The 25,675-nt window shown below is 68.4% G+C and carries 19 protein-coding genes and 2 pseudogenes; 15 read left to right on the top strand and 6 right to left on the bottom strand.

Annotated elements, in window-relative coordinates; genetic code table 11:
• From HOQ08_RS00550 to HOQ08_RS00540, 3 genes and pseudogenes are all read right to left on the bottom strand, one after another.
• Positions 1-302, bottom strand: a pseudogene (locus HOQ08_RS00550) (acetyl-CoA C-acyltransferase); the annotation flags it as partial.
• Positions 303-504: 202 nt separating this feature from the next.
• Positions 505-2,919 carry a 3-hydroxyacyl-CoA dehydrogenase/enoyl-CoA hydratase family protein gene (locus tag HOQ08_RS00545; protein WP_291189940.1) on the bottom strand — a complete coding sequence of 805 codons (2,415 nt, stop codon included), beginning with the start codon at positions 2,917-2,919 and terminating at the stop codon, positions 505-507.
• Between the two features lie 184 nt (positions 2,920-3,103).
• Positions 3,104-3,718, bottom strand: a complete 615-nt coding sequence (locus HOQ08_RS00540) for a TetR/AcrR family transcriptional regulator (protein WP_291189937.1) — start codon at positions 3,716-3,718, stop codon at positions 3,104-3,106.
• Positions 3,719-3,948: 230 nt separating this feature from the next.
• On the opposite strand from HOQ08_RS00540, the gene ndk reads away from it, so the two are divergent.
• The 7 genes from ndk to der all read left to right on the top strand — a co-directional run bounded on the left by ndk (position 3,949) and on the right by der (position 10,863).
• The gene (gene ndk / locus HOQ08_RS00535; RefSeq protein WP_291189934.1) at positions 3,949-4,374 is read left to right on the top strand and encodes a nucleoside-diphosphate kinase; all 426 of its coding nucleotides are present in this window, start codon (positions 3,949-3,951) and stop codon (positions 4,372-4,374) included.
• Between the two features lie 8 nt (positions 4,375-4,382).
• Complete coding sequence (rlmN, locus tag HOQ08_RS00530) at positions 4,383-5,567, top strand: 23S rRNA (adenine(2503)-C(2))-methyltransferase RlmN (protein ID WP_291189931.1); 1,185 nt, start codon at positions 4,383-4,385, stop codon at positions 5,565-5,567.
• Positions 5,557-6,339 carry a type IV pilus biogenesis/stability protein PilW gene (pilW, locus tag HOQ08_RS00525; protein ID WP_291189928.1) on the top strand — a complete coding sequence of 261 codons (783 nt, stop codon included), beginning with the start codon at positions 5,557-5,559 and terminating at the stop codon, positions 6,337-6,339. The genes rlmN and pilW overlap by 11 nt, the downstream gene beginning before the upstream one ends.
• Entirely contained in the window at positions 6,336-7,319 is a 984-nt protein-coding gene (locus tag HOQ08_RS00520; protein ID WP_291189926.1) for a helix-turn-helix domain-containing protein, read from the top strand. The genes pilW and HOQ08_RS00520 overlap by 4 nt, the downstream gene beginning before the upstream one ends.
• 244 nt (positions 7,320-7,563) lie before the next feature.
• Entirely contained in the window at positions 7,564-8,214 is a 651-nt protein-coding gene (locus HOQ08_RS00515) for a tetratricopeptide repeat protein (protein ID WP_291189923.1), read from the top strand.
• A 26-nt stretch (positions 8,215-8,240) separates the two neighbouring features.
• Positions 8,241-9,440 (top strand): outer membrane protein assembly factor BamB, encoded by a 1,200-nt coding sequence (gene bamB, locus HOQ08_RS00510; RefSeq protein ID WP_291189920.1) that lies wholly within the window; start codon positions 8,241-8,243, stop codon positions 9,438-9,440.
• Positions 9,441-9,465: 25 nt separating this feature from the next.
• The gene (der, locus tag HOQ08_RS00505) at positions 9,466-10,863 is read left to right on the top strand and encodes a ribosome biogenesis GTPase Der (protein WP_291189916.1); all 1,398 of its coding nucleotides are present in this window, start codon (positions 9,466-9,468) and stop codon (positions 10,861-10,863) included.
• A 76-nt stretch (positions 10,864-10,939) separates the two neighbouring features.
• On the opposite strand, the gene HOQ08_RS00500 is transcribed toward der, so the two are convergent.
• Positions 10,940-11,506 carry a GNAT family N-acetyltransferase gene (locus HOQ08_RS00500; RefSeq protein WP_291189913.1) on the bottom strand — a complete coding sequence of 189 codons (567 nt, stop codon included), beginning with the start codon at positions 11,504-11,506 and terminating at the stop codon, positions 10,940-10,942.
• A 64-nt stretch (positions 11,507-11,570) separates the two neighbouring features.
• On the opposite strand from HOQ08_RS00500, the gene folD reads away from it, so the two are divergent.
• From folD to guaA, 3 genes are all read left to right on the top strand, one after another.
• Positions 11,571-12,425 carry a bifunctional methylenetetrahydrofolate dehydrogenase/methenyltetrahydrofolate cyclohydrolase FolD gene (folD, locus tag HOQ08_RS00495; protein ID WP_291189910.1) on the top strand — a complete coding sequence of 285 codons (855 nt, stop codon included), beginning with the start codon at positions 11,571-11,573 and terminating at the stop codon, positions 12,423-12,425.
• 187 nt (positions 12,426-12,612) lie between these two features.
• Positions 12,613-14,070: an IMP dehydrogenase gene (gene guaB / locus HOQ08_RS00490; RefSeq protein ID WP_291189907.1), complete on the top strand. Its 1,458-nt coding sequence runs from the start codon at positions 12,613-12,615 to the stop codon at positions 14,068-14,070.
• Between the two features lie 137 nt (positions 14,071-14,207).
• On the top strand, positions 14,208-15,788 hold the full coding sequence (gene guaA, locus HOQ08_RS00485; RefSeq protein WP_291189904.1) for a glutamine-hydrolyzing GMP synthase: 1,581 nt from the start codon (positions 14,208-14,210) through the stop codon (positions 15,786-15,788).
• 16 nt (positions 15,789-15,804) lie between these two features.
• Here guaA and HOQ08_RS00480 read toward each other — a convergent pair whose 3' ends face one another.
• The gene (locus tag HOQ08_RS00480; RefSeq protein ID WP_291189901.1) at positions 15,805-16,437 is read right to left on the bottom strand and encodes a peroxiredoxin-like family protein; all 633 of its coding nucleotides are present in this window, start codon (positions 16,435-16,437) and stop codon (positions 15,805-15,807) included.
• 149 nt (positions 16,438-16,586) lie between these two features.
• Here HOQ08_RS00480 and tadA point away from each other — a divergent pair, with 149 nt between their 5' ends.
• Positions 16,587-17,075: a tRNA adenosine(34) deaminase TadA gene (tadA, locus tag HOQ08_RS00475; RefSeq protein ID WP_291189898.1), complete on the top strand. Its 489-nt coding sequence runs from the start codon at positions 16,587-16,589 to the stop codon at positions 17,073-17,075.
• Positions 17,076-17,211: 136 nt separating this feature from the next.
• Here tadA and HOQ08_RS00470 read toward each other — a convergent pair whose 3' ends face one another.
• Entirely contained in the window at positions 17,212-18,021 is an 810-nt protein-coding gene (locus tag HOQ08_RS00470) for an NAD-dependent protein deacetylase (RefSeq protein ID WP_291189895.1), read from the bottom strand.
• 103 nt (positions 18,022-18,124) lie between these two features.
• Here HOQ08_RS00470 and HOQ08_RS00465 point away from each other — a divergent pair, with 103 nt between their 5' ends.
• The 4 genes and pseudogenes from HOQ08_RS00465 to HOQ08_RS00450 all read left to right on the top strand — a co-directional run.
• On the top strand, positions 18,125-18,382 hold the full coding sequence (locus HOQ08_RS00465) for a DUF3606 domain-containing protein (RefSeq protein WP_291189892.1): 258 nt from the start codon (positions 18,125-18,127) through the stop codon (positions 18,380-18,382).
• Between the two features lie 110 nt (positions 18,383-18,492).
• Positions 18,493-21,621 carry a maltotransferase domain-containing protein gene (locus tag HOQ08_RS00460; protein WP_291189889.1) on the top strand — a complete coding sequence of 1,043 codons (3,129 nt, stop codon included), beginning with the start codon at positions 18,493-18,495 and terminating at the stop codon, positions 21,619-21,621.
• A 4-nt stretch (positions 21,622-21,625) separates the two neighbouring features.
• Positions 21,626-24,928 carry a maltose alpha-D-glucosyltransferase gene (gene treS, locus HOQ08_RS00455; protein WP_291189886.1) on the top strand — a complete coding sequence of 1,101 codons (3,303 nt, stop codon included), beginning with the start codon at positions 21,626-21,628 and terminating at the stop codon, positions 24,926-24,928.
• A pseudogene (locus HOQ08_RS00450) lies at positions 24,925-25,675 on the top strand (1,4-alpha-glucan branching enzyme); the annotation flags it as partial. The gene treS and the pseudogene HOQ08_RS00450, both read left to right, overlap by 4 nt.

Raw genomic sequence — 25,675 nt, 5'->3', positions numbered from 1 at the left:
GCCTGCAGGCCCGAGGAGCAGAAGCGGTTGATGGTCACGCCCGGCACGGTGTGCGGCAGGCCGGCCAGCAGCACGCCGATGCGCGCCACGTTCATGCCCTGCTCGGCCTCGGGCATGGCGCAGCCGATCACGGCGTCGCCGATGCGGTGCGGGTCGATACCCGGCGCCTGCGCCATCACGGCGCGGATGACGTGGGCGAGCATGTCGTCCGGGCGGGTGTTCCTGAAGACGCCGCGCGGCGCTTTGCCGACCGGCGTGCGGGTGGCGGCGACGATGTAGGCGTCCTGGATTTGCTTGGTCATGGTCTTGGGTCCTGATGGGGTGGGAACGGGGAACAGGAAACGGGGAACGTGCAGGTGGCGCTTGCGTGGGGCTGCCGGCACTGACGTCGCGTTCTCGTACCCTCCGATCAAAAGCTTGGGAACCGGGCTTGGGGCAGGGCGGTGGCTACACGGATGCTGCAATCCACACGTTCCCTGTTCCCCGTTCCCTGTTCCCGCTCGCTCAGTTCCTGAGCGGCTTGCCGGTGGTCATGGTGTGGGCGATGCGGGCCTGGGTCTTCTCGGTCTTCGCCAGCTCCACGAAGTGCTTGCGCTCCAGCGCCAGCAGCCAGGCTTCGTCGACCAGCGAGCCGCGCTCGATGCCGCCGCCGCACAGCGTGTCGGCGATGCGGCTGGCGATCGCCACGTCGTGCTCGGAGGCGAAGTAGCCGGCCTGCAGGTTGACCAGCGAGGCCTTGAAGGTCGCCGTGCCGGTGTCGCCGGCGACCGGGACCGCGCGGGCGGGCAGGGGCGGGCGCCAGCCGCTTTCGGCCAGGGTCGAAGCCACCTGCTTGGCCACGTAGAGCAGTTCGTAGGCGTTGAAGACCACCACGTCGCTCTCGCGCAACAGGCCCAACTGCTTGGCCTCCAGCGCACTGCCGGACACCTTGGCCATCGCCACCGTCTCGAACACCTTCTTGAGCGATTCGAACGGATCGGCCGGGTTGGCGTGGGCAGCACGCACAGCCAGCTCCTTCAGGCCGCCGCCGGCGGGCAGCAGGCCGACGCCGGCCTCGACCAGGCCGATGTAGCTTTCCAGCGCGGCGACGGTGCGCGCCGAGTGCATCTGGAACTCGCAGCCGCCGCCCAGGCACAGTCCGCGCACGGCGGCCACGACCGGCACCAGCGAGTGCTTGATGCGCATGCTGGTGCGCTGGAAGTTTGCGACCATCGACTCGAACGCGTCGAACTTGCCGTCCTTCAGCAGGCCGAGCGCACCCTTCAGATCGGCGCCGGCGGAGAACGGCTCGCCGGTCTGCCAGATCACCACCGCCTTGAGCTTCTCCTCGGCCACGCCGATGGCATGCTGGATGCCGTCGAGCACCTGGTCGTTGACCGTGTTCATCTTGGTCTTGAACGAGAGGATGCCGACGCCATCGTCGCCCAGCTTCCACAGGCGCACGCCATCGTTCTCCCACACGGTGGTGCCCTGGTCGAACTTCTCGCCCAGGATCGCGTCGGGGAAGAGCTGGCGGGCGTAGACGGCATGGGTGGAGCGCGGCTTGTCGGTGCCTGCGGCGGCCGAATACGAGCCGGCCTTGCCATGCACGCCGGTGCGCCCGTCGGTGACCCAGGCGGGCAGCGGCGCGTCGCTCATCGCCTTGCCGGCCTTGATGTCCTCGGCGATCCAGCCGGCGACCTGCTGCCAGCCGGCGGCCTGCCAGGTCTCGAAGGGACCCAGCTTCCAGCCATAGCCCCAGCGGATGGCGAAATCGACGTCGCGCGCGGTGTTGGCGATGTCGGCCAGGTGGTAGGCGGTGTAGTGGAACAGGTCGCGGAAGATCGCCCACAGGAACTGGGCTTGGGGATCGCCCGACGCACGCAGCTTGGCGAACTTCTCGGCCGGATCCTTGATGGCGAGGATCGCGGCGACTTCGTCGGAGGCCTGTTGCTGTGCGGGCTGGTAATCGAGCTGTTGTGAGGAGTCCGGCCATGGATGGCCGGGGTTTTGCGCGGGACTGCGCAATACGAGAATGTCCTTGCCGACCTTCTTGTAGAAGCCGGCGCCGGTCTTCTGGCCGAGCGCGCCGGCGTCGATCAGGCCCTGCAGCACGGCGGGCGTCTTGAAGTAGGTGTGCCACGGATCGTCGGCGAGCGTGTCGCCCATGGTCTTGATGACGTGCGCCATGGTGTCCAGGCCCACCACGTCGGCGGTGCGGTAGGTGGCGCTCTTGGGGCGGCCGATGGCCGGACCGGTCAAGACGTCGACGGTGTCGAAACCGAGCTCGAACTGCCCAGTGTGGTGCATGGTGGCCAGCATCGAGAACACGCCGATGCGGTTGCCGATAAAGTTGGGCGTGTCTTTGGCTACAACGACGCCCTTGCCGATGGCGGTGGTGAGGAAGGCCTCCAGGCCCTCGACCACGGCGGCGTCGGTGAGCTTGGTGGGGATCAACTCGACCAGGTGCATGTAGCGCGGCGGGTTGAAGAAGTGCACGCCGCAGAAGCGGTGGCGCATTTCTTCCGGCAGCGCCTCGGCCAGCGTGTTGATCGACAGGCCCGAGGTGTTGGAGGCGATGACCGCGGTCTTCGAAAGATGCGAGGCGATCTTCCTATAGAGATCCAGCTTCCAGTCCATCCGTTCGGCGATCGCCTCGATCACCAGGTCGACTTCCTTGAGGTGGTCGAGGTCTTCGTCGTAGTTGGCCGGGATGATCGCGGCCGCCAGGTTCTTGTCCGCCAGCGGGGCGGGCGAGAGCTTGGCGAGATTGGCGATGGCCTTCAGCGCGATGCCGCTCTTGGGACCGTCCTTGGCGGGCAAATCGAACAGCACGGTCTCGACGCCGGCGTTGGTCAGGTGCGCGGCGATCTGCGCGCCCATGACGCCGGCGCCCAGTACGGCGGCCTTGCGGATGCGTAGGGCGGGGGTGGCGGTCATTGCTTTCTCCAGGTGAACGGGAAGGGGCATGGCACTTGCGACGTGATCTGGGACCCTCTCCCCTTCGGAGAAAGGGTTTGGGTGAGGGGCGGGGCTTGCGGGGAAGCTCGGAGGAAGAGCCTCGCCCTCTCTCCAGCCCTCTGCTCCGGCGAGGCCAGGGGAGAGAGAGTCAGCGCGGCGCGGCTCATGGATGGCTCAGGCCGGCGGCGGCAAAGCGGATCAGGTGCGCGATGGTCTGTTCGCGGTGGGCGGCTTCGCTCACGCCGCCCTTGCGCTGGATCATGCCGAAGCCGGACATGGCATGGGTCAGCGCGCCTGTGACCAGGTCGATGCGCCAGTACAGTTCCTCGCGGCTGAGCTTGGGCAGCAGGCGGGCGAACTCGGCGGTGAACTGGCGCATGACGTGGCCGTAGTTCTCGGAGAGGAACTGGCGCAGCGTGTCGTCGTGTTCGGCGAAGGCGCGCGCCAGCACACGCATGAACAGCGAACCGCTGCCGTCGCTGGAAAGCGCCAGTGCAGGTCGGATGAAGGCGTCGAGCACGTCATCCAGCGTGGTGTCCGGCTGGCCGGCGACTTTCGACAGCGCAGCCAGTCGGTGTGCGTTCAGCGTGTCCAGCCGGCGGCGGAACACTTCCTCCACCAGCCTGTCCTTGGAGCCGAAGTGGTAGTTGACGGCGGCAAGGTTGACCCCGGCGGCGGCGGTCAACTGGCGCAGCGACGCGCCGTCGAAGCCGCGCTGCGCGAACAGCAGCTCGGCGGCTGTGAGGATGCGTTCCTTGGTCGAGGCGGAACTGTTCACGCGCGGGCAACCTCGTCGGCAGAGAATCAAACGATCGTTTGAGCATACGCGCGGGGCTTCCGGGCCGTCAAACAACCGTTTGCATTCACGCCCAGCCTGCTTGCGATCAGCCTAGAATCTGTCAAACTTTCGTGAGCTAAATCCGCATTTCGTGTCGGATTTGGCCCTACATTGATCGGCAAGCCGGCCGATAGCCCACTCAGATACCAGTATTCCGGAGCAGACCCGACATGGCGCTGGAGCGCACCCTTTCCATCATCAAGCCCGATGCCGTCGCCAAGAACGTGATCGGCCAGATCTACACCCGTTTCGAGCAGGCTGGCCTCAAGGTCATCGCCGCGAAGATGAAGCAGCTCTCGCGCAAGGAGGCCGAAGGCTTCTATGCGGTGCACAAGGAGCGCCCGTTCTTCAACGCGCTGGTCGAGTTCATGATCTCCGGTCCGGTGATGGTCCAGGTGCTGCAGGGCGAGAATGCCGTGCTGAAGCATCGCGAGCTGATGGGCGCCACCAACCCGAAGGACGCCGCGCCGGGCACGATCCGCGCCGACTTCGCCGATTCGATCGACGCCAATGCGGTGCACGGCTCGGATGCCGCCGAAACCGCCAAGGTCGAGATCGCCTACTTCTTCCCGGAAACGGACGTCCTTTCCCGTTGAGATAAGTTGTGAACCAGGTCGTAGCCACTTCCACTGACCCGAAAGCAGTAGCAAGCGAAAAGGTCAACCTGCTCGACTTCGATCGCCAGGGCCTGCGTGATTTCTTCGCGCAGCTTGGCGAGAAGCCGTATCGCGCCGAGCAGGTGATGAAGTGGATCTACCACCACCTGGAAGACGACTTCGGCAAGATGACCGACGTGGGCAAGGCGCTGCGCGCCAAGCTCGAGGCCGCGTGCTACGTCGGTCCGCCCAAGACGCTGTTCGACAAGGCCGCCGCCGACGGCACGCACAAGTGGCTGCTCGGCATGGACGGCGGCAACGCCGTCGAAGCGGTCTACATCCCCGAACCGACCCGCGGCACGCTGTGCGTGTCCTCGCAGGTCGGCTGCGGGCTCAACTGCCAGTTCTGCTCCACCGCCACGCAGGGCTTCAACCGCAACCTCGCCGCGTCCGAAGTGATCGGCCAGATGTGGGTGGCGGCCAAGCACCTGGGCAACGTCACGCACCAGAACCGCCGCATCACCAACGTGGTGATGATGGGCATGGGCGAGCCGCTGCTGAACTTCGACAACGTGGTCGCGGCGATGAGCCTGATGCGCGACGACCTCGGCTTCGGCCTGGCCTCCAAGCGCGTGACGCTCTCCACCGCCGGCCTGGTGCCGATGATCGACAAGCTGTCCGAGGCGATCGACGTGTCGCTGGCGGTGTCGCTGCATGCGGCCAACGACGAACTGCGCACCGAACTGGTGCCGCTCAACAAGCGCTACCCGATCGCCGAGCTGATGGGCGCCTGCCAGCGCTGGATCGCGCGCAAGCCGCGCACGTCGATCACTTTCGAATACACCTTGATGAAGGGTGTCAACGACCAGCCGGAGCATGCCAGGCAGCTGATCAAGCTGATGCGCAAGCTGCCGACCTGCAAGGTCAACCTGATCCCGTTCAACCCTTTCCCCGGCACGCGCTTCGAGCGCTCGGACGCCGAGACCATCCGCGCGTTCCAGACCCAACAGCTCAACGCCAACATCCTGACCATGCTGCGCCGCACGCGCGGCGACGACATCGACGCGGCCTGCGGCCAGCTGAAGGGGCAGGTGCTGGACCGCACGCGCCGCCAGGCCGAGTTCCGCAAGCGGCTGGACCACGCACAGCCGGACCACGCACAACCGGATCGGGGAGTGGCGCATGCGTCTTGAACGCTGGATGGGGGCAGCGCTGGCGCTGATGCTGGCCGGATGCGTGACCAACACCGACGGCGAGTTCGGCGGCAAGATGCCGCACACCAGCAAGGGCCAGGAAGCGGAGGACGCCGCACGCATCCATACCGAGCTCGGCCAGCAGTACATGGCCAACGGCGACCTGCAGACCGCCATGGACAAGCTCACCAAGGCGCTGCAGTTCGACAACGATTACGCGCCCGCGCATACCGTCATGGCCGTGCTGGATGAGCGCATCAACCGGCCCGAAGAGGCGGAGCAGCATTACCGCCGCGCGGCGCAGCTGGAACCGGACAAGGGCGGCCCGAACAACAACCTGGGCACTTTTCTCTGCCGCATCGGCAAGGGCGAAGAGGCCATTGGCTTCTTCCAGAAGGCGCTGAAGGATCCCTTCTACAAGACTCCTGACGTGGCATTGACCAACGAGGGCATCTGCCAGTTGCGCATGAACGACCGCGCCGGTGCCGAAGTCAGCCTGCGCAAGGCGCTCAAGGACAACCCCCAAAACGGCGAGGCGCTGCTGCAGACCGCCCGTTTGCTGTACCTGAACAACGACGCCTTTCGCGCCCGTGCGTTCATCCAGCGCTTCGACGCGCTGGGTCAGCCTAGTGCGGTGGCGCTCAAGCTTGGTTATGAAATTGAAACCCGCCTGGGCAATACGGACGCTGCCCAAACCTATCGCAGGCGACTGCAAAGCCAGTTCCCGGATTCGGAGCAGGCACACGCCCTCGACACACCCGCTAGCCCATGACCTCCCAGCAGCCCAATCCCGGCCATCGTGCGATTGATCTGTTCGCCATTGCGGCGATCACGGATGGCTCGTCGAACACGTCTTTTGCCAGTTTCGGCTCCCGCCTGCGCGCGGCGCGCGAGGCGCGCGGCCAGGACATCGAAACCTGCGCGCACGCCCTCAAGCTTCCTGCACGCGTGCTGCGCCAGTTGGAGGCCGACCAGCGCGAAGGGATCGATTACGCCGTGTACCTGGCCAGCTACATCACCAAGTACGCCCGTCATCTGGGTCTGGACGAAGAAGTCATCCAGGCGGAGCTGGCCAGCATCAAGCGCGCCGTGCCAACGCTGGTGGCCACTGGCGGCATGTCGCATTCGCGCTATCTGCTCGAGCGTTATGCCACCGCCGCCACCTACGTGGTGCTGACCGCGGTGATCGTGGTGCCGATGGTGTGGCTGGGCGTGCGCGGCACGCTGGACAGGGACATCAGCCACCTTTCTCCGCTGGACGCCACGCCGGTGGCTCAGCAGGACGCTCCGACCCGCGCTGGCGGCACTACGGCCACCACGGCTCCGTCCACCACCCGGCCGGCGGCTCCGCCCCCCAGCGAGGAGCAGCCGCTGCTGGCGTCGATGGCGCCATTTCCCGGCCTGGAGAGCGGCAACCTGACGGCGGCGCGCCAGCCTGCGGCGGCCAGCACCGTTGCCGCAGCGGCGCAGGCCGCCGCTCCTGTCGGTGGGCACAGCCTCATGCTCAGCCTTGACCAGGCGAGCTGGGTCGAGGTGGTGGCTGCCGACGGCTCGCGTCTGGAATACGGCCTGCTTCCTGCCGGCAGCAGCAAGACCTGGACGAGCGAGCAGCCGCTGGACGTGCGTATCGGCAACGCCGTCGGCGCCCAGGTCACCCTCGACGGCAAGCCGTTGGCCCTGGATGCCTATCGCCGCGCCAACGTCGCGCGCTTCCGCGTGCAGGACGGCAAGCCCGCCCCCAGCGGCGCCTGATCGGGGGCAAGGCCGGGCGGGTTTCGGCGTTCCCCGCGCCGGGAGAGGGCGGCACCCGCTCGGTGCGCAACGGCGCCAGCTTCGCGGTTAAGGCCTGCCCAAACGCCCGCGGCTGTGGCGCTTCGGTTATGCTTGCCCATTGACCGCCGCCGCGTGCGGTCGTGGCCCTTCATTCCTCAAACCCATCTGGCGAGCGCCGGTCCGGCCTGGACCGACGCGACGCGTGCTTTGGACGGACAACTGCATGGCATTCGACGCATACGACGATTACGAACAGGGCGAACGCGTACAGCAATGGCTGCGCCAGAATGGCCTGTCCATCGCCATCGGCATCGTCATCGGTCTGGTCGCGATCTTCGGTTGGCAGCAATGGCGCAATCACCAAGCCACGCGTGAGATGGAGGCGTCCAATCTCTATCAGCAATTGCAGACGGCCCTGGCCGCCGGCAAGGACACGCAGGCCGACCAGATCATCGGACGCCTGCAGAACGACTACGCCAAGTCGGCCTATGCGGTTTTCGCCGCCAGCGATCGCGCGCAGCGCCAGGTCGAGGCGAACCAGCTGGACAAGGCCCTGGCATCGCTGCAGTGGGCGCGCAGCCATGTCGGCGACAACCCGCTCAAGCCGCTGATCGAGTTGCGCATGGCCAAGGTGCAACTTGCCGCCGGCAAGGCCAGCGACGCGCTGGCCACGCTTGATGCCGGCGCGTCCAAGGGCTACGAGGCGCTGCGCCAGGAACTACGCGGCGATGCGCTGGTCAAGCTTGGTCGCGCGGATGCCGCGCGCAAGGCCTACCAGGCGGCGTTGGCCGCGATGGGCGAAGACGCGCCGCAACGCGCTGCCTTGCAACTCAAACTCGATGATCTGGCCGTGGCCGGGAAGCAGGGCGCATGAACGTGTTTGGCACGAAGCGGATTGGCATGAAGAAGGCGATGGCGGTGGCGTTGGTGGGCCTGGTCGCATTGGCCGGTTGCCATAACGCCAAGAAGGAAAACGTCCAGCCGCCGACGCCGCTGGCCAAGGATTTCCAGCCCACCCTCCAGGTCACCCGACTGTGGCGCGAGAGCATCGGCGACGGCGCCGGCGACTCCGGGCTGCGCCTGCGGCCGGCCGTGGCCGATGGCGTGCTCTATGCCGACAGCAGCGACGGCAAGCTGGTGGCCCTGGACGCGGCCACCGGCAAGACAATCTGGTCGAAGAGTTCGCGCACCCACGGCTGGTTCGGCTGGGGTGACAAGAAGCGCAAGGACGCCTTCTACGCCGGCGGTCCGGCGGTCAGCGGCGACCTGCTCGTGGTCGGCACGCTGGACGGCCACGTCTACGGCGTCAACGCGAAGGACGGCAGCCCGCGCTGGGAAGCCACCCTCAAGTCGGAGGTGCTCGCCTCGCCGGTCATCGTCGGCGACCTGGTGGTGGTGCGCACGGGCGACGGTCGCGTCTATGGCCTCGATGCGGCCAACGGCGGGCGCCGCTGGGTCTACGACCAGGGCGACGTGCCGCTGCTGAGCCTGCGCGGCAACGGTCCGCTGATGGTGGCCAACGGTGTGGTGTTCTTCGGTACCGACGGCGGCAGGCTGGTCGCGCTGCGCCTGGACAATGGCGAGAAGCTGTGGGAGCAGAAGCTGGCCAGCGGCGAGGGGCGCACCGAGATCGAGCGCCTGGACGATTCCGACGGCGCGATCCTGCTCGACGGCCGGATGCTCTATGGCGCTGCCTACCACGGCAACCTGCAGGCGATCGACGGTCCCAGTGGCCGTCCCCTGTGGACGCATCCGTTCTCCACCTACACCTCGCTGGCAAGCAACGGCAACGCGCTCTACGGCGCGGACGACAATTCGCAGCTGTGGGCGTTCGACAAGAGCGCCGGCGCCGAGATGTGGAAGAACGACAAGCTCAAGTACCGCTGGGTGACCGGGCCGGCGGTGCAGGGCAACTACGTGGTGGTCGGCGACATCGAAGGCTACGTGCATTGGCTGCAGACCGGCGACGGCGCGCTGGCCGCGCGCGAGCGCCTGTCCAAGCACGCCATCCGCGCCCAGCCGCTGGTGGTGGGCGACATCGTGTACGTCGAGGACGTGGAAGGCCGCATCGGCGCCTACCGCCTCGGCGGCGCGCACTGATCGCCCGCAAGGAACATGCTGAACCATGCTGCCCGTCGTCGCCCTGGTCGGTCGCCCCAACGTCGGTAAATCGACCCTCTTCAACGTGTTGACGCGCAGCCGCGACGCCCTGGTGGCCGACATGCCGGGCGTCACCCGCGACCGCCACTACGGCGTGTGCCATCTCGGCGCGCGTCCGTTCGTGGTGGTCGACACCGGCGGCCTGTCCGGCGTGGAGGAAGGCCTCGACGCGCTCACCGCCCAGCAGGTGCGCCTGGCGATCGACGAGGCGCAGGTGCTGGTGTTCGTCGTGGACGCCCGCGACGGCCTGCTGCCGCAGGACCAGGGTATCCTGGGCGAGCTGCGCCGCAGCGGCAAGCCGATCCTGCTGGCGGTCAACAAGACCGACGGGCTGGACGTCGAGCATGCGCTGGGCGAGTTCGCGCGTTTCGGCATGGCCCGTGTCCTGCCACTCTCGGCCGCGCACAACCGTGGCACCGACGATCTGGTGGCCGCCGCGCTGCCGCTGCTGCCGCCCGACGAGGACGAAGCACAGGCGCACGTCGCGGACGACAGCATCCGCGTCGCCATCGTCGGGCGCCCGAACGCCGGCAAGTCCACCCTGATCAACCGCCTGCTCGGCGAGAACCGGCTGATCGTCTCGGACGTCGCCGGCACCACGCGCGATCCGATCCGCGTGCCGCTGGAACGCGACGGCAAGCGCTACACGTTGATCGACACCGCCGGCGTGCGCCGTCGCGCGCGCGTCGAAGAGGGCGTGGAGAAGTTCAGCGTCATCAAGACGCTGCAGTCGATGGCTGCCGCCCAGGTCGTGGTGCTGATGGTCGACGCGCGCGAGAACCTCGCCGACCAGGACCTCAGCCTGATCGGCCACGCGGTTGACGAAGGGCGGGCGCTGGTCATCGCCGTCAACAAGTGGGACGGCATGGACGCCTATCAGCGCGAACAGTGCCAGCGCACGCTCGAGCGCAAGCTGGTGTTCGTCGACTGGGCCAAGACGGTGTTCATTTCGGCGCTGCATGGTTCGGGCCTGCGCGAACTGATGCGCGCAGTGGTGCGCGCTCATGCCTCGGCCACCCACGAGCTGGCCTCGGCCGACCTCACGCGCACGCTGGAGAAGGCCTACGAGGCCTACCAGCCGCCGCTGGTGCGCGGCCACGCGCCCAAGCTGCGCTTCGCCCATCCGGGCGGCTCCAATCCGCCGACCATCGTCATCCACGGCAGCCGCACCAAGCACATCGCGCCGGCCTATCGGCGCTACCTCGAGAACTTCTTCCGCAAGCGCTACCGCCTGGAAGGCACGCCGATCCGCATTGATTTCCGCGACGGCGAGAATCCCTTCGCCGGACGCAAGAACGTGCTCACCGAGGGCCAGCAGCGCAAGCGCCAGCGCATGATCCGCGAGATGAAGCGGCGCAAGTAGCAGCTGTCGACCGCTCCTGAAGGAAGGCCTCCGTTTCACTTCAGAGACAACCCCATCACTTCAGAGCACGGCTGCTCTACGACGTCTGCGCCAGATCCTCTGGCACCAGCGCATACACGGCGGCGTCCCTGGCTTCGTCACGCACCCATATCCGATGTCGCGCGATCGCTTCGAACCGTGCGCCGGCCTGCTCGGCCGCGCGCCGGCTCGCGCCGTTGTCCGGCAACGCCACGATCTCGATGCGGACCAGCCCCAGCCTCTCGAACCCGAAACGCGCGGCCAGCCTCGCTGCCTGCCGTGCAATCCCCTGGCGCTGGCGGGAATGGCGCACCCAGTAACCCATTGCGGCACTGTGGTGCACGCGATTGCGCTGGTTCAGCCCCGTGCTGCCGAGCAGGGCGCCGCTGCCTTGCTCGAATATGCCGAACGCGAAGTGTTCGTCGGCAATCCAGCCCTCGCGGCAGTGCCCGATCCATGCCTTCGCCTCGTCGAGGCCGTATCCCGTGTGGCACCACGGCAGCCAGTGCCCGACGCTTTCGACCGACTCGAGCACGGCTTCCTGGAGGGCCGGTGCGTCTTCCGGTCGCCAGGGGCGAAGCACCAGGGCACCTTCGGCGAGCTTCAGGTCGAGGGGCGCGGGCACGGCAGTCTCCGTTTGTCGGTGCTCGATGCGGGATAATAGGCTTCTTTGCAGAAGGCACGAACCCATGACCGCACGCATCCTCGACGGCAAACGCATCGCGCAGGAACTGCTCGATCGGGTAGGCCGGCGCGTGGCCGAGCGCAAGGCGCAAGGCTTGCCCGAGCCAGGGCTGGCGGTGGTGCTGGTGGGCGAGGATGCGGCCTCGTCGGTGTACGTGCGCAACAAGCGTAAGGCCTGCCACCAGGTGGGCTTCCGTTCGTTCGACTACGACCTGCCGGCGGACACCACGCAGGACCAGTTGTTCGCGCTGATCGACCGGCTCAACGCCGATCCGGCCGTGCACGGCATCCTGGTGCAGTCGCCGTTGCCGGAGCACATCGACGAGGACGCCCTGGTCGACCGCATCGACGCCGGCAAGGACGTCGATGGCTTCCAGGCGGTGAACGTCGGGCGCCTGGCGCTGCGCCGCTTCGGGCTTCGCCCGTGCACGCCCAAGGGCGTGATGACCCTGCTCGGGCACACCGACCGCCCGGTGCGCGGCCAGCATGCGGTGGTGGTGGGCGTGTCCAACCATGTCGGCCGCCCGCTAGCGCTGGAACTGCTGATCGCCGGCTGCACGACCACCTGCTGCCATCGCTTCACGCGCGATCTGGAATCGTTCGTGCGCCAGGCCGACATCGTGATCGTGGCGGTGGGCAAGCCGGGACTGGTCAGGGGCGAATGGATCAAGCCCGGCGCGGTGGTGATCGACGTGGGCATCAACCGGCTCGACGACGGGCGGCTGGTGGGCGACGTCGAGTTCGCTCCCGCGGCCGAGCGTGCCAGCTGGATTACGCCTGTCCCGGGCGGCGTCGGTCCGATGACGGTGGCCACGTTGATCGAGAACACGCTGGAAGCGGCTGAAGCCCGGCCCTCGTAGCGTGCGCGGGTTTGCCCTGCGCCTCCGCCGCACGCCGAGGCTGCCCGGCAGGTAGCGCCTCGTTTGCGGGAAAGATACGGACCGGTCAAAGGCGCGCTTGCGTCGATCTTCCCGGCGAACACCAGCCATCTGGCGACCACCATACCCACGCGCGTATAATCCCATCTTTGCAGCGAGACCCATCCGCATGCGCATCCTCGCCGAGGCCCTGACCTACGACGACGTGTACCTCGTTCCGGCCCATTCGGCCGTCCTCCCACGCGACGTCGACACCTCCACCCGGCTCACGCGCAACCTGCGCCTGAACATCCCCATCGTGTCCGCCGCCATGGACACCGTGACCGAGGCGCGGCTGGCCATCACCATGGCCCAGCAGGGCGGCATCGGCATCATCCACAAGAACATGACCGCCGAGCGCCAGGCCGCCGAAGTGCGGCTGGTCAAGAAGTTCGAGGCAGGCGTCATCCGCAGCCCGATCAGCGTGGGCCCGCAGACCTCCATCCGCGAGGTGCTGCAGCTGACCCGCGCGCACAACATCTCCGGCGTGCCGGTGGTGGACGGCGAGAAGCTGGTCGGTATCGTCACCAGCCGCGACCTGCGCTTCGAGCGCAAGCTGGAAGACCCGGTGCGCAACATCATGACGCGCCAGGACAAGCTGGTGACCGTGCGCGAAGGCGCCAGCCAGGACGAAGTGCTGCAGCTCCTGCACAAGTTCCGCATCGAAAAGGTGCTGGTGGTCAACGACGACTTCCAGCTGCGCGGCCTGATCACCGTCAAGGACATCCAGAAGGCGCGCGACAACCCGCATGCCGCCAAGGACGCGCACGAGCGCCTGGTGGTCGGCGCCGCGGTCGGCGTAGGCGGCGACACCGAACAGCGCGTCGAGGCCCTGGTCGACGCCGGCGTGGACGTGCTGGTGGTCGACACCGCGCACGGCCATTCGCAGGGCGTGATCGAGCGCGCCGGCTGGGTCAAGAAGCGCTACCCGCAGGTGCAGGTGATCGCCGGCAACATCGTCACCGGCGAGGCGGCGCGCGCGCTGCTCGATGCCGGCGTGGACGCGGTCAAGGTCGGCGTGGGCCCGGGCTCGATCTGCACCACGCGCGTGGTCGCCGGCGTCGGCGTGCCGCAGATCACCGCGATCGACCTGGTCGCCACCGCACTGAAGGACGAGATCCCGCTGATCGCCGACGGCGGCATCCGCTACTCGGGCGACATCCCCAAGGCGCTCGCCGCCGGCGCGTCCACCGTGATGCTCGGCTCGATGTTCGCCGGCACCGAGGAATCGCCTGGCGAGGTCGAACTGTTCCAGGGCCGCTCCTACAAGAGCTACCGCGGCATGGGCTCGCTGGGCGCCATGGCGCTGGGCTCCAAGGACCGCTACTTCCAGGACGAGGCCGACGCCGACAAGCTGGTGCCCGAGGGCATCGAAGGCCGCGTGCCGTACCGCGGCCCGCTGCGCAACATCATCCACCAGCTGATCGGCGGCCTGCGCGCCTCGATGGGCTACCTCGGCGCCGCCACGGTCGAGGACGTGCGCCACAAGGCGCAGTTCGTGAAGGTGACTTCCGCCGGCGTGACCGAGGCGCACCCGCACGACATCCAGATCACCAAGGAAGCGCCGAACTACCGGCTGAACTCGTAACGAAGCCGGGGAACGGGGAACGGGGAACAGGGAACGTGATGGTCCAGGCAGGCGTCTCGCAGCGCTTCGACCAGGACGCTCATGTGACCCGTTGCCCGGACCATCACGTTCCCCGTTCCCTGTTCCCCGCGCAGACCATGACCAACATTCACTCCGACAAGATCCTCATCCTCGACTTCGGCGCGCAGTACACCCAGCTGATCGCCCGCCGCGTGCGCGAGCTCGGCGTCTACTGCGAGATCTGGGCATGGGACCATGACCCCGCGCAGATCGCCGGCTTCGGCGCCAAGGGCATCATCCTGTCCGGCGGCCCGGAATCGACCACGCTGCCGGGCGCGCCCAAGGCGCCGCAGGAAGTGTTCGATTCCGGCCTGCCGATCCTTGGCATCTGCTATGGCCTACAGACGATGGCCGCGCAGCTGGGCGGCGCCACCGAGGCGGCCGACCAGCGCGAGTTCGGCCATGCACAGGTCGAGATCGCCGCCAACAGCCGCCTGTTCGCGGGCCTGAGCGACCACGCCGACGCGCACCGCCTGGACGTGTGGATGAGCCACGGCGACCATGTCAGCAAGGCGCCGCCGGGCTTCACCGTCACCGGCACCACCGACCGTATCCCGGTCGCGGTGATGGAGAACGAGGTCCGGCGCTGGTACGGCGTGCAGTTCCATCCGGAAGTCACGCACACCAGGCAGGGCAGCGCACTGCTCAAGCGCTTCGTGGTCGACATCTGCGGCTGCGCCACGCTGTGGACCGCGGACAACATCATCGAGGACCAGATTGCCCGCGTGCGCGGGAAGGTCGGCAACGACCACGTGCTGCTGGGCCTCTCCGGTGGCGTCGATTCCTCTGTGGTCGCTGCGCTCCTGCACAAGGCGATCGGCGACCAGCTCACCTGCGTGTTCGTCGACACCGGTCTGCTGCGTTTCCAGGAAGGCGACCAGGTGATGGCCACGATGGCGCAGCACATGGGCGTCAAGGTGATCCGTGTCGACGCCGCCGAGCGCTATTTCAAGGCGCTCGAAGGCGTCGCCGATCCGGAGGCCAAGCGCAAGATCATCGGCCGCCTGTTCGTGGAGATCTTCGACGAGGAGTCGGCCAAGGTAACCGCTGCCGGCCACGGCCAGGTGAAGTGGCTGGCGCAGGGAACGATCTATCCGGACGTGATCGAGTCCGCCGGCAGCAAGACCGGCAAGGCTCACGTCATCAAGAGTCACCACAACGTCGGCGGCCTGCCCGAGGACATGAAACTCGGCCTGGTCGAGCCGCTGCGCGAGCTGTTCAAGGACGAGGTGCGCCGCATCGGCGTGGCGCTCGGCCTGCCGCGCGAGATGGTCTATCGCCACCCGTTCCCGGGTCCGGGCCTGGGCGTGCGCATCCTCGGCGAAGTGAAGCGCGAGTACGCCGAACTGCTGGCGCGCGCCGACGCCATCTTCATCGACGAGCTGCGCAAGGCCGACCTGTACGACAAGACCAGCCAGGCCTTCGCCGTGTTCCTGCCGGTGAAATCGGTGGGCGTGGTGGGCGACGCGCGCGCCTACGAGTGGGTGATCGCGCTGCGCGCGGTCGAGACCATCGATTTCATGACCGCGCACTGGGCGCACTTGCCGTACGAATTCCTCGGCAAGGTGTCCAACCGCATCATCAACGAACTGCGCGGCGTCTCGCGCGTGGTCTACGACATCAGCGGCAAGCCACCCGCGACGATCGAGTGGGAATAGGGCAGTGGACGGACTGCTAGGCCGATCCGGCGTAGTGGTCCACCGCCTCAGCCATCTCGGCCAGCGTCTGCTCCATCGACTTGACCCCATAGGGGTAGAAGCTCGTCTTGTCGCCGGCTTCCCACTGATGCTTGAGTTCGGGGTCGGATGGATCCCAGTCCGGCCGTATCTCGCGGGTGGCCTCGCGCAGGGCTCCATGCAGTTCGGCTGTCGAAGGGCGGCCCCAGTAGTAGTAACCGTTCCAGATGTTGCGGATGCGCATGCCCGGCGCCAGCAGGAAGGTGTGCGGCACCATCGGCTGATGCGTGGGGTCGGTGTACTCCAGGATGTCCAGCGCGTCGCGCACCTGTTTTTTTTCGTCGTACAGGAACGGATAGTGCGCCCCCAGCTGCTGGCGCAGGTTGTTGGTGGTGTGCCAGTCGTCGGTGGTGATGACCACAGGGTGGCAGCTGCCGACCACCAGTTGCGGATGGAAGGCGGTCAGCGCCTTGAGCTGCTCGCGGTCCTTCGGACAGAAGAAGCCGCGGATCAGTACCAGCAGCATCAGGTCGGCGGTGCCTTGCAGACTGGAAAGGCGCCGCGGCGTCTTCGTGTGGTCGGGCAGCACGAAGTCGGGGAACGTACGGCCCACGGCGACATCGGGGTTCATGGCAGGCTCCATGCGCGAGGCAGGAAGGCCGACCCTACGCCGTCCGCGCTCAACGGCCGGTCAAGGCTGGCGCCTGCGGGGCAGCTTCCCGCATGGCGCAAGCGGCTACAATGCCCGGCCCTCCAGCATCGCCGCCATCGCGCGTGTCCATGACCGAGTCTCTCCCGCCACCCGCCACGACGTTCTCGTCCGAGGACGAGGCCTGCATGCGCCGCGCGCTGCAATTGGCCGCGCACGCCCGCGATGCGGAGAACGAGGTGCCGGTGGGCGCCGTGCTGGTGCACGAGGGACAGATCGTCGGGCTGGGCTGGAACCGCAACATCACGCTGCACGACCCCACGGCGCACGCCGAGATCATGGCCTTGCGCGCGGCCGGCGAGAAGCTTGCCAACCACCGTATCGTCGGCGCCACGCTGTACGTGACGCTGGAGCCGTGCGCGATGTGCGCGATGGCTCTGGTGCACGCGCGGATCGGACGGGTGGTATACGCGGCCACCGATCCGAAGACCGGCGCCGCCGGCAGCGTGTTCGACACGCTGGTGTCCGACCGGCACAACCACCGCGTGCTGGTGCAGGGCGGACTGCTGGCGCACGAATCGGGCGAGATGCTGAGGGACTTCTTCCGCTCGCGGCGGTGAGCTTTGGGGCGCTTCGGCTTCGCCGGTTGCGCAGGCTACGCTCGGCGCGAATGGCATTCCAAAATCCGCCGTCCGGGCTTGCGTCTTTCGCATGCCCACCCTTCGCCCGCGGCCAGCGTCGAAGGGGTCCGGGACCTCAAGCCAGCAGGAACGCCAGCGCCTCGGCGCAGGGTTGTTCCACCTTCAGGCTCAGCAGCGGATCGGCCCGCGTGCGCCCCAGGTTCACCGCCGCCACCGGCTTGCCGGCGCGCGCCGCGGCGTGCACGAAGCGATAGCCGGAGAACACCATCAGCGAGGAGCCGACCACCAGCACGGCATCGGCCGATTCCCACGATTGCATTGCGTCGGCCACGCGCTCGCGCGGCACGTTCTCGCCGTAGAAGACCACGTCGGGCTTGAGCACGCCGCCGCAGGCCGGGCAGGACGGAACGACGAAGCGATCGAAGTCCTTGCCGTCGAGGTCGGCGTCGCCATCGGGCAGGCCTGCGGCATCCAGGGCTGCCCAGGCGGGGTTCAGGCGTTCGAGCTCGCATTGGAAATCGGTACGCTGCATGCGCAGTTCGCAACCCATGCATCGCACCAGGTCCAACCGTCCATGCAGGTCGACGACCTGGCGGTTCCCCGCACGCTGGTGCAGGCCGTCCACGTTCTGCGTGACCAGCCGTTCCAGGCGGCCGAGCGTTTCCAGTTTACTGAGCGCGTGGTGGGCGCCGTTGGGCTCGGCCCGGCCGAAGTGCCGCCAGCCGACCAGGCTGCGCGCCCAGTAGCGCCTGCGCGTGCGCTCATCGCCCATGAATGCCTGGAACATCACCGGCGGCGTGCGCTTCCAGGCACCGTCGGCGTCGCGGTAGTCGGGTATGCCCGAATCGGTGCTGCAACCGGCCCCGGTCAGCACGAACAGGCGCCGATGGGCGTCGATGAAGCGGGCGAGCGCAGTGGTTGGCATGGCGCCGAGTATGGCGCCGGTCGTGCGGAGCTTCGAGCCCCTGCATGCGCTTTACACGCGCCTCATCTTTCCGTGACGACGCCTTCAATGGATGCACACGAAGATGGATGTCCTGCCGCAGCAGGATGCGGCCACGGGTGACGCAATGAACCAGTCCGACCGGACCTTGAGCACGATCAACGACCGGGATCCGTTCGCCATGCGCTACTGGTCCAAGCAGCTGCGCGTCTCCGAGCGCGACCTGCGCGAGGCGATCGCCGCAGTGGGCACCAGCACGCAGGCGGTCCGCCAGTACACCAACCGGCCGCAGGCCAGCCATGCCGACAAGCCGCGCGGCGCCAGCCGTCGCCGCGACGACTGATGGCCCGGCGCAAGGGGACAGCGGACGTGCCCGCGCCCCCCGGCACCCATCGCGAACGCAAGCGCGGCGCGCCATCGGCCGCCACGTCATCCTTTAATCCGGGAGACCTCATGCCGGATTGCGCAGCGGCGCTCGGCATCCTCAGCCTGCCTGCCGGGCTCGCTGCAGGCGGAGGCGCGCAGGTACCCTGGTTGCAACGCGCTGCCGAGCTTGGCTTCAACCAGGTCCTGGCGCCGGCCTCGCTGCTCGACGAGGGTCCCGGCGCGGTGGCAACGCTGGTGCGCGTCTGTCGCGAGCACGGCCTGGATCTGTTGCTCGACGTGGACGTCGCCCGTGCGCTGCCGGCCAGCCTCGACGTGCGCGCTGAACACCCCGACTGGTTCCACGTGCTGCCCGATACCGGTGCCATGCCCGATCCGCGACAGCCGGTGCCGGTGGCCGGCGTACGCTGGCGTTTCCACGACGAGACGGTCGCCCCGGAAGCGCTGGCCTGGTGGTGCCAGCGCCTGCGCGACGCCTTGCTCTCCGGCGCGGCCGGGTTGCGGTTGCTGTCGCTGGAGGCGGCGCCGGGGCCTTGGTGGGAGCATCTGCTGGACGGCCTGCGCGGCAAGGCGCCGCAGGCGATCTTCCTGGGCTGGACGCAAGGCCTCTCACCCGAAGAACTGGCCACGCTCGGCAACGCAGGCTTCGACTACAGCTTCTGCTCGGCCGAGTGGTGGGACTTCCACGCCGGCTGGCTGGCGCGCGAACTGCGCCGTGTGGCGGAGGTGGCGCCGGCGCTGGCCTGCGCCGCGGCGCCGTTCGGTGATCCGGCGGCCGACCGCGCGTTCGGCGAACGCGGGCTGGCCGAGCGTCATCGCCGTCGCGCCGCCTGGTTTGCCGCATGCTGCGCAGACGGCTGGCTGATGCCGGCCGGCTTCGCCGGCGGCGACGGCGAGGCCTTCGACCTGGCGGGCGAGATCCGCGGCATCAACGCCTGGTTGCGCGAGTCCGCAGCCCAGGCACACGGATCCGCGGTTCTTCACATCGACGACGCCTGGGTCGGCGTGCTGCGCCGCCAGGGCGAGCGCGCCTGGCTGGCGCTGTTCAACGCAAGGCTGGACCGCGATACGGACGTCGACCTCGGCGCCATCGCCGGCGGTGCCGCCTGCGCCTACGGTGACTGGTCCGCGCCGGACGGCGCCGCACAGGTGCCTCCGCTCATCCTCGCAGCGGGCGAAGTACGCATCCTGCAAGGCACGCGCATGCAGCCGGTCGCCACGCGCGCGAGCGCCACGGCTCGGAAGCAGGCGCTCGTGGAGGCCACGCAGGCGCCGCGCCTGGCGATCGAGACCGTCACGCCCGCGGTGGACGGAGGCCGCTTCGCGGTCAAGCGCGTGGTCGGCGACGTCGTCACGGTGGAGGCCGACGTGTTCATGGACGGCCACGACAAGCTCGCCGTCGCGCTGCGCTGGCGTGCGCTGGACGAGAAGCACTGGCACGAGCGGCGCATGCAGCCGCTCGGCAACGACCGCTACCGCGGGCAGTTCACGCCCACGCGCGTGGGTCGCTACGAATACACCGTGCAGGCCTGGCGCGACGCCTACGCCAGCTACCGCCACGAGATCGTCGCCAAGCACGACGCCGGCGTGCCGATCGCGCTGGAGATGCGCGAGGGCCAGCACCTGGTCGAACGGACCGCTACGGGCATCTCGCCGGCCCGGCGCAAACCGCTGCGTGCGCTGGCAAGCGCCCTGGCCAAGGCCGAGGACGACGAAGCCCGCTACCAGCTGCTGATCGCCGAGGACACCGCCAGGGCGATGGCCGAGGGCGACCTGCGTGCGTTCGCCGTCGAGCACCCGCCGCTGCATCTGGAAGTCGACCGTCGCGCCGCGCAGTTCGCCAGCTGGTACGAACTGTTCCCGCGTTCCATCACCGACAGCCCCGCGCGCCACGGTACCTTCCGCGACGTCATCGGCCGGCTGCCGGCCATCCGGGCGATGGGCTTCGACGTGCTGTATTTCCCGCCCATCCATCCGATCGGCCGCGCCTTCCGCAAGGGCCGCAACAACACGCTGACGCCCGGCGAGCACGATCCGGGCAGCCCGTACGCGATCGGTTCGGCCGAGGGCGGGCACACCGCGATCCACCCTGAACTGGGCACCATCGAGGACTTCCGCGCGCTGCGCGACGCCGCCCGGGAACACGGGCTGGAACTCGCGCTGGACTTCGCCATCCAGTGCTCGCCCGACCACCCCTGGCTCAGCGAGCATCCCGAATGGTTCGACTGGCGCCCGGACGGCAGCCTGCGCTACGCGGAGAACCCGCCGAAGAAGTACCAGGACATCGTCAACGTCGACTTCTACGAGGAAGGCGCCATCCCTTCGCTGTGGCAGGCGCTGTGCGACGTGGTGCTGTACTGGGCGGGCGAGGGCGTGCGCACCTTCCGCGTGGACAACCCGCACACCAAGCCCTTCCCGTTCTGGGAGTGGATGATCGCGCGCGTACGCAGCGAGTACCCGGACGCGCTGTTCCTGTCCGAGGCCTTCACCCGGCCCAGGCCGATGTACCGACTGGCCAAGCTCGGCTTCAGCCAGTCCTACACCTATTTCACCTGGCGGCATTCCAAGCAGGAGTTCATCGACTACCTCACCGAGCTCACGCAGGGGCCGCCGAAGGATTTCTTCCGGCCGAACTTCTTCGTCAACACGCCGGACATCAACCCGTACTTCCTGCAGCAGTCCGGCCGCAGCGGCTTCCTCATCCGCGCCGCGCTGGCGACCACGCTGTCGGGCCTGTGGGGCATGTACTCGGGCTTCGAGCTGTGCGAGGCGGTGCCCATTCCGGGCAAGGAGGAATACCTCGACTCGGAGAAGTACGAGATCAAGCCGCGTGACTGGAACGCACCGGGCAACATCGTCGCCGAGATCGCCCAGTTGAACGCGATCCGCCGCGAGCAACCGGCGCTGCAGAGCCACCTCGGCATACGCTTCCTGCGCGCCGACAACGAGCAGGTGCTGTTCTTCGAGAAGAGTGCCCCGGGTGGCCGTAACCGCGTGCTGGTGGCGATCAGCCTGGACCCGCACCACGCGCAGGCGGCCGACCTGCACCTGCCGCTGGCCGACTGGGGCGTCGGCGAGGACACGCCGCTTACCGTCGAGGATCTGCTGCACGACGCCACGCTGACCTGGCGCGGCGGCCGCCAGCACGTGTGGCTGGGGCAGGGCATGCCGTATGCGATCTGGCGCGTGGAGGGATGAGGCGATGAGCGCACACGCCCGGACCGCCAAGCGCAGCTTCACCAGCGATCCGCTCTGGTACAAGGACGCGATCATCTACCAGGTGCACGTCAAGTCGTTCTTCGACGCCAACGACGACGGCGTGGGCGATTTCCAGGGGTTGATCGACAAGCTCGACTACATCGCCGAACTGGGCGTCAACACGCTGTGGCTGCTGCCCTTCTACCCCAGCCCACGACGCGACGACGGCTACGACATCGCCGAGTACAAGGCGGTGCATCCGGACTACGGCAAGCTGGCCGACGCCAGGCGCTTCATTGCCGCGGCGCATGCGCGCGGCCTGCGCGTGATCACCGAGCTGGTGATCAACCACACCTCCGACCAGCACCCGTGGTTCCAGCGCGCGCGGCTGGCCAGGCCCGGTTCCGCCGCGCGCAACTTCTACGTGTGGTCGGACACGGACCAGGCCTACGCCGGCACGCGCATCATCTTCCTCGACACCGAGAAGTCGAACTGGACCTGGGACGCGGTCGCCGGGCAGTACTTCTGGCATCGCTTCTTCTCGCACCAGCCCGACCTCAACTTCGACAACCCGGCGGTGATCAAGGCCGTGCTGGGCGTGATGCGCTTCTGGCTGGACATCGGCGTCGACGGCCTGCGCCTGGACGCGGTGCCGTACCTGATCGAGCGCGAGGGCACCAACAACGAGAACCTGCCCGAGACGCACGCGATCCTGAAACTGATCCGCCAGGAGATCGACGAGCGCTACCCCGACCGCATGCTGCTGGCCGAGGCCAACCAGTGGCCTGAGGACACGCAGGACTATTTCGGCAACGGCGACGAATGCCACATGGCGTTCCACTTCCCGCTGATGCCGCGCATGTACATGGCGATCGCGCGCGAGGACCGCTTCCCGATCACCGACATCATGCGCCAGACGCCGGCGATCCCCGACAACTGCCAGTGGGCGATCTTCCTGCGCAACCACGACGAGCTGACGCTCGAAATGGTGACCGATACCGAGCGCGACTACCTGTGGCAGACCTACGCCAGCGACCAGCGCGCGCGCATCAACCTGGGGATACGCCGCCGCCTGGCGCCCCTGCTGGAGCGCGACCGCCGCCGCATCGAGCTGATGAATTCGCTGCTCATGACCATGCCCGGCACCCCGGTGCTGTACTACGGCGACGAACTGGGCATGGGCGACAACATCCACCTGGGCGACCGCGACGGCGTGCGCACGCCCATGCAATGGTCGATGGACCGCAACGGCGGCTTTTCCAGGGCCGACCCCGCCAGGCTGGTGCTGCCGCCGATCATGGACGCGCTGTACGGCTACCAGGCGGTCAACGTCGAGGCGCAGTCGCGCGATCCGCACTCGCTGCTCAACTGGACCCGCCGCGTGCTGGCCGTGCGCAAGCGCTATCGCGCGTTCGGCCGCGGCACGATCCGCTTCCTCTACCCGGGCAACCGCAAGATCCTCGCCTACCTGCGCGAGTACGAGGACGAGCAGGTGCTGTGCGTGGCCAACATGTCGCGCACCCTGCAGGCGGTGGAGCTGGACCTGGCCGGTTTCGACGGGCGCGTGCCGGTAGAGATCGTCGGCGGCACCTCGTTCCCGCCGGTCGGCCGCCTGCCATACCTGCTCACGCTGCCGCCGTTCGGCTTCTACGCGTTCCAGCTTTGCGCCAACGCCCAGATGCCCTCGTGGCACCAGGTGCCTGCCGAGCCGATGCCGGACTACGAGACGCTGGTGTTGCGCGGGCCGCTGGCCGAAGGGCCGGTGATGGCGCACCACCGCGGCGCGCTGGAACGCGACGTGTTGCCCACCTACCTCGGCCGCCGGCGCTGGTTCGGCGCCAAGGACCGCGGCATCGCCTCGCTCAGCCTGATGTACAGCCAGCCCTGGCCGGACCGCGGCGAGGACCTGGTCGTCTCGGAACTCATCGCGACCTTGAACGATGGCGGCATCGAGCGCTACTGCCTGCCGCTGGGCATCATCTGGGAAGACGAGAACCCGCCGGCGCGCGCGCAGCAGCTGGCGCTGGCGCGCGTGCGCCGCGGCCGCCGCGTGGGCTACCTCACCGACGGCTTCGTGCTCGACGCCTTCATCTCCGGCCTGCTGCGCGGCCTGCGCCAGCGGATGGAGCTGCCGCTGCAGCGCGGCGGCGTGATCCGCTTCACCGGCACGGCGGCGCTCGACGCAATCGATTTTCCCGACCGCGTGGAGAACCGCTGGCTGTCCGCCGAGCAGTCCAACAGCTCGGTGATCGTGCACGAGCGCGGCATGCTCAAGCTGTACCGGCACATCTCGCACGGCATCAATCCGGAACTGGAGATGGGCCGCCACCTGACCCGCGTGGGCTACGCCAACACGCCGCCGCTGCTGGGCGAGGTGCTGCACGTGGGCGCCGACGGCATTCCCTCCGCGCTGGCCGTGCTGCAGGGCTTCGTGCGCAACCAGGGCGACGCCTGGCGCTGGACGCTGGACTACCTGCTGCGCACCTGGGACGAGTTCAGCCATGCCGCCGACGACGCCTCGCGCGCGGAAATCCTGGCCGACTACGACAACTTCGCCGCGGCCGTCGGCACCCGTCTGGGCGAGCTGCACGCGGTACTCGCGCAGCCCAGCGAGGACGAGGCCTTCCGGCCGGCGGCCGCCGGCGACGCCGATGCGTCGGGCTGGGCGGCCGACGCCCGCACGCAGTTGCAGCGCGCGATGGATGCGCTGGAGAACCTCGATCCGCAGGACACCACCTTGCGCGCGCAGCGCGACCGCCTGTTCGCGCGCCGCCAGGGGCTGTGCAGGCGCATCGATGCGCTGGCCGCGCACGGTGCGGGCGCGCTGCGCACCCGCATCCACGGCGACTTCCACCTGGGCCAGGTGCTGGTGGTGCAGGGCGACGCCTGGCTGATCGACTTCGAAGGCGAGCCGGCACGCCCGCTGGAGGATCGGCGCATCAAGACCACGCCCTTGCGCGACGTGGCTGGCTTCCTGCGCTCGCTGGACTATGTCGCCGCAGTGGCGCTGCGCGGCGAGGAGGGCGTGGCGCCCGTCGAGGACCCGCTGTTCGCGCCGTTCCTGGAACGCTTCCGCCTGCGCGCCTCGGAGGTGTTCCTCGCAGCCTACGTCGCGGTGCTCGAGCATGCCCCGGTGCGCTGGATCGGCGCTGACGCGCTGGTGCCGCTGCTGCAACTGTTCCTGCTCGACAAGGCTGCCTACGAGATCGCCTACGAGGCCGCCAACCGGCCTGGCTGGCTCGGCGTGCCGCTGCAGGGCCTGCTGCGCCTCACCGACGAGGCCTCGATCGAGGAGGCGGGCGCGTGAACGGCGACGCCGTCCAGGCCGGATCGATCGATCCCGGTGCGATCGACGCGCTGCTGCAGGCGCGCCACGGCGACCCATTCGCCGTGCTCGGCCCGCACCGGATCGATGGCCAGCGCGTGGTGCGCACGCTGCAGCCGGGCGCGCAGGCGGTCGAGGCGATCGACGCACAAGGCCACGTGCTCGCCGCGCTGGCGCCGGTGGACGATGGCCTGTTTGCCGGCGTGGTGCCGGGAGAGGGCGGTTACCGCCTGCGCGTGCACTGGGCGACGGCGATGCAGGAGCTGGACGACCCCTATGCCTTCGGCGCGTTGCTGGCCGAGCGCGATCTCGACCTGCTGGCGCAGGGCCAGCACCCACAGGTGTACCGTCAGCTCGGCGCGCACCCGCAGGTGCTCGACGGCGTGCCCGGCGTGCGCTTCGCGGTGTGGGCGCCCAATGCGCGGCGGGTCAGCGTGGTCGGCGACTTCAACCAGTGGGATGGCCGCCGCCATCCGATGCGGCTGCGCCTGCCCCAGGGCGTGTGGGAGCTGTTCGTGCCGGGGCTGCAGGCCGGAGCGCGCTACAAGTACGAGATCCTCGGTGCCGACTTCGTCGTGCGACAGAAGGCCGACCCGGTCGCGCTCGCCACCGAGCCGCCGCCGGCGACGGCTTCGGTGGTCGCCGCCGATGCGCCGTTCCCCTGGACCGATCACGCCTGGATGGCCGAGCGCGCCGCGCGTCCGCGGCTCGATGCGCCCTTGCCGATCT

The sequence above is a fragment of the Frateuria sp. genome, assembly GCF_013362045.1.
Lineage (GTDB): Bacteria > Pseudomonadota > Gammaproteobacteria > Xanthomonadales > Rhodanobacteraceae > Frateuria_A.
Note: the sequence above shows the minus strand (reverse complement) of the source record. Positions and strands in the feature narration are given on the sequence as shown.

Bases quoted from the DNA above. Each gene is read 5' to 3' on its own strand.
- HOQ08_RS00545 (WP_291189940.1), bottom strand. From the start codon at position 2,919: ATGACCGCCACCCCCGCCCTACGCATCCGCAAGGCCGCCGTACTGGGC.
- ndk (WP_291189934.1), top strand. From the start codon at position 3,949: ATGGCGCTGGAGCGCACCCTTTCCATCATCAAGCCCGATGCCGTCGCC.
- pilW (WP_291189928.1), top strand. From the start codon at position 5,557: ATGCGTCTTGAACGCTGGATGGGGGCAGCGCTGGCGCTGATGCTGGCC.
- HOQ08_RS00520 (WP_291189926.1), top strand. From the start codon at position 6,336: ATGACCTCCCAGCAGCCCAATCCCGGCCATCGTGCGATTGATCTGTTC.
- HOQ08_RS00515 (WP_291189923.1), top strand. From the start codon at position 7,564: ATGGCATTCGACGCATACGACGATTACGAACAGGGCGAACGCGTACAG.
- bamB (WP_291189920.1), top strand. From the start codon at position 8,241: ATGAAGAAGGCGATGGCGGTGGCGTTGGTGGGCCTGGTCGCATTGGCC.
- der (WP_291189916.1), top strand. From the start codon at position 9,466: ATGCTGCCCGTCGTCGCCCTGGTCGGTCGCCCCAACGTCGGTAAATCG.
- folD (WP_291189910.1), top strand. From the start codon at position 11,571: ATGACCGCACGCATCCTCGACGGCAAACGCATCGCGCAGGAACTGCTC.
- guaB (WP_291189907.1), top strand. From the start codon at position 12,613: ATGCGCATCCTCGCCGAGGCCCTGACCTACGACGACGTGTACCTCGTT.
- guaA (WP_291189904.1), top strand. From the start codon at position 14,208: ATGACCAACATTCACTCCGACAAGATCCTCATCCTCGACTTCGGCGCG.
- HOQ08_RS00480 (WP_291189901.1), bottom strand. From the start codon at position 16,437: ATGAACCCCGATGTCGCCGTGGGCCGTACGTTCCCCGACTTCGTGCTG.
- tadA (WP_291189898.1), top strand. From the start codon at position 16,587: ATGACCGAGTCTCTCCCGCCACCCGCCACGACGTTCTCGTCCGAGGAC.
- HOQ08_RS00470 (WP_291189895.1), bottom strand. From the start codon at position 18,021: ATGCCAACCACTGCGCTCGCCCGCTTCATCGACGCCCATCGGCGCCTG.
- HOQ08_RS00465 (WP_291189892.1), top strand. From the start codon at position 18,125: ATGGATGTCCTGCCGCAGCAGGATGCGGCCACGGGTGACGCAATGAAC.
- HOQ08_RS00460 (WP_291189889.1), top strand. From the start codon at position 18,493: ATGCCGGATTGCGCAGCGGCGCTCGGCATCCTCAGCCTGCCTGCCGGG.
- treS (WP_291189886.1), top strand. From the start codon at position 21,626: ATGAGCGCACACGCCCGGACCGCCAAGCGCAGCTTCACCAGCGATCCG.